This is a genomic window from Mesorhizobium sp. M1E.F.Ca.ET.063.01.1.1 (assembly GCF_003998155.1).
Lineage (GTDB): Bacteria > Pseudomonadota > Alphaproteobacteria > Rhizobiales > Rhizobiaceae > Mesorhizobium.
The window spans coordinates 1-2418 of sequence record NZ_RZSC01000839.1; the positions used below are offsets into that span (position 1 = coordinate 1).

The 2418-nt window shown below is 66.2% G+C and carries 3 protein-coding genes; all 3 read left to right on the plus strand.

Annotation, left to right across the window (positions count from 1 at the left end; translation table 11 throughout):
• Positions 1 to 915, plus strand: a 915-nt coding sequence (locus tag EOA29_RS33125; RefSeq protein ID WP_145969944.1) for an HPP family protein, incomplete at its 5' end; no start/stop codon positions are given.
• A gap of 70 nt (positions 916 to 985) precedes the next feature.
• Entirely contained in the window at positions 986 to 1684 is a 699-nt protein-coding gene (locus EOA29_RS33130; RefSeq protein ID WP_126094478.1) for an RNA polymerase sigma factor, read from the plus strand.
• A 318-nt stretch (positions 1685 to 2002) separates the two neighbouring features.
• A partial coding sequence (locus EOA29_RS33135) for a DUF4142 domain-containing protein (RefSeq protein ID WP_145969945.1) occupies positions 2003 to 2418 on the plus strand: 416 nt, incomplete at its 3' end.

Sequence of the window (2418 nt, forward strand, 5' to 3'; positions counted from 1 at the left end):
GTGCTGCTGTTCGCCGTGCCTTCGAGCCCGCTGGCGCAGCCTTGGTCGATCATCGGCGGCAATACGATTTCGGCGCTGGTCGGCGTCACGGTGGCGCATTTCGTGCATGACCCGGTGATCGCCTCCGGGCTGGCCGTGGCGCTCGCCATTGCCGCCATGTCGTTCACGCGCTCGCTGCATCCGCCGGGAGGCGCCGCGGCTCTCACCGGCGTGCTTGGCGGACCGGCCGTGGTCAGCGCAGGCTTTTTGTTTCCCTTCGTGCCGGTGGCGCTGAATTCGATCATATTGGTGACGCTCGGCTTGCTGTTCCACAAGCTGTCGCGGCGCAATTATCCGCATGTCCACGCGCCTGTGGCCAACAGCCACGGCACCGCCGACCGGCCGCCCACGACGCGCGTCGGCTTCCGGCCGGAGGATGTCGATGCTGCCCTTGCCGCGCTCGACGAGAGCTTCGACATCGACCGCGACGACATCGAAAGGCTGCTGCGTCAGGTCGAATTGCAGGCGACGGTGCGCTCGCACCGCACCCTGCTCTGCCGGGACATCATGTCCCGCGACGTGATCTCGGTGACGGAGAACGCCACCGCGGACGAGGCGCGAAAGCAGCTTCTCGACCACAATATCCGCATCTTGCCGGTGGTCGACGCCGAGGCAAGGCTGGCCGGCGCCGTCGGCCTGCGCGAGCTGACGAGACCGACCGACACGGTAAAGGGCGTGATGTCGAAGGCCGGCACCGCCTCGCCCGACACGCCGGCGATGAGCCTGCTGCCGGCGCTGACCGACGGGCACAGCCATGCGGTGGTGATCGTCGACGCCGGGCGGCATATTCTTGGCCTGATCACCCAGACCGATCTGCTCGCGGCGGCCGCACGCGTGGAGACCGCAGACAGGGCGGCGCTGAAAGCTGTAGCATAGCTCGGGAACCTTTTGCCGGCGAGCGCATCCAATTGCTGGATGCAACGCCTGTCCGGGAGATCGGGACACGATGAGGAAGCCCGCACTGCAAGCTGCCGCTATTGCCGCGGCCGATGATGGCGACATGGCGCTGGTGCGCCGCGCGCTTGCGCGGGAAGCGGATGCCTTCCGCGCAATCATCAAGACGCACAACCAGCGGCTCTACCGCATCGCGCGCGGCGTGGTGCGCAACGACGCCGAGGCCGAGGACATCGTGCAGGAGGCCTATTTGCGCGCCTTCGCCAGTCTTGATGCCTTTCGCGGCGATGCCTCTTTATCCACCTGGCTGTCGCGCATCACGATCAACGAGGCGCTCGGGCGGCTGCGCAAGAAGAAGCGCATGGTGGCGATGCCTGAAAACCCGGAGGCGCAGATCATCCGGTTTCCCCTGAACCCAAGTAACTTGAACCCTGGCGACGATCCGGAGCGGACGATGGCGCAGCGGCAGATCCTCGGGCTCGTCGAACGGGCGACCGACAGCCTTCCCGACGTCTATCGCAGCGTCTTCGTCGCCCGTGTCATCGAAGGCCTGAGCATCCAGGAGACCGCCGAGGTGCTCGGCATCAGGCCGGAGACGGTAAAGACCAGGCTGCACCGGGCGCGTGCGCTGGTGCGCAAGGCGCTGGACGACGAGATCGGCCCGGTGCTGCTCGACGCTTTTCCTTTCGCCGGCCGGCGGTGCGATAGGCTGACGCAGGCGGTGATGAAAAGGCTGGGGTTCGAGGGCTAGCGCGCGTCGCTATTCGCGAACGCCGAGGGACAGCACCCCCCTCTGTCCTGCCGGACATCTCCCCCGCAAGGGGGGAGATCGGATGTCGCGCCGGCTTTCGCTAATCTCCAACGCTGCAGGACGGGCGGGGCGCCGAAGCTGCCAATCTCCCCCCTTGCGGGGAGGATGTCCGGCAGGACAGAGGGGGGTGTGACGGAACTCGGCGTAGCAGTGCTCGCTCCCCGCAGAGAAAACGCCGGGAACGTTTCGCCTCTCCCCGCATCCAATGGCCGTCAACCCCAGATGAGCCCTGCAGATGTGCCGGGCGAAGGAGATGCCATGTTTATCCGACCGACCGCAGCCCTTGCGGCCTTCCTGCTTGCAGGCGCCGCGCCCTATGCGCGGGCCGCTGAGAAGCCCACCGACCCGCAGATCGCCCATATCGCCTATACGGCGGGCACGATCGACATCGAGGCCGCCAAGCTGGCGATCAAGAAATCGAGGACCAAGGAAGTCGTCGACTTCGCCAAGGACATGGAGCGCGACCACGAGGCGGTGAACAAGCAGGCCCTGGACCTGGTGAAGAAGCTGAAAGTCACGCCCGAGGACAACGCCACCAGCCAGGCGCTGGCGAAGGCCGCGAAGGAAGAGCGCGCCAAGCTGGCGAAGCTGAAAGGGGCTGCCTTCGACAAGGCCTATATCGAGAACGAGGTGGCCTATCACAAACAGGTCGACAGCGCGCTCGAAACGCTGCT

Bases quoted from the DNA above. Each gene is read 5' to 3' on its own strand.
- EOA29_RS33130 (WP_126094478.1), top strand. From the start codon at position 986: ATGAGGAAGCCCGCACTGCAAGCTGCCGCTATTGCCGCGGCCGATGAT.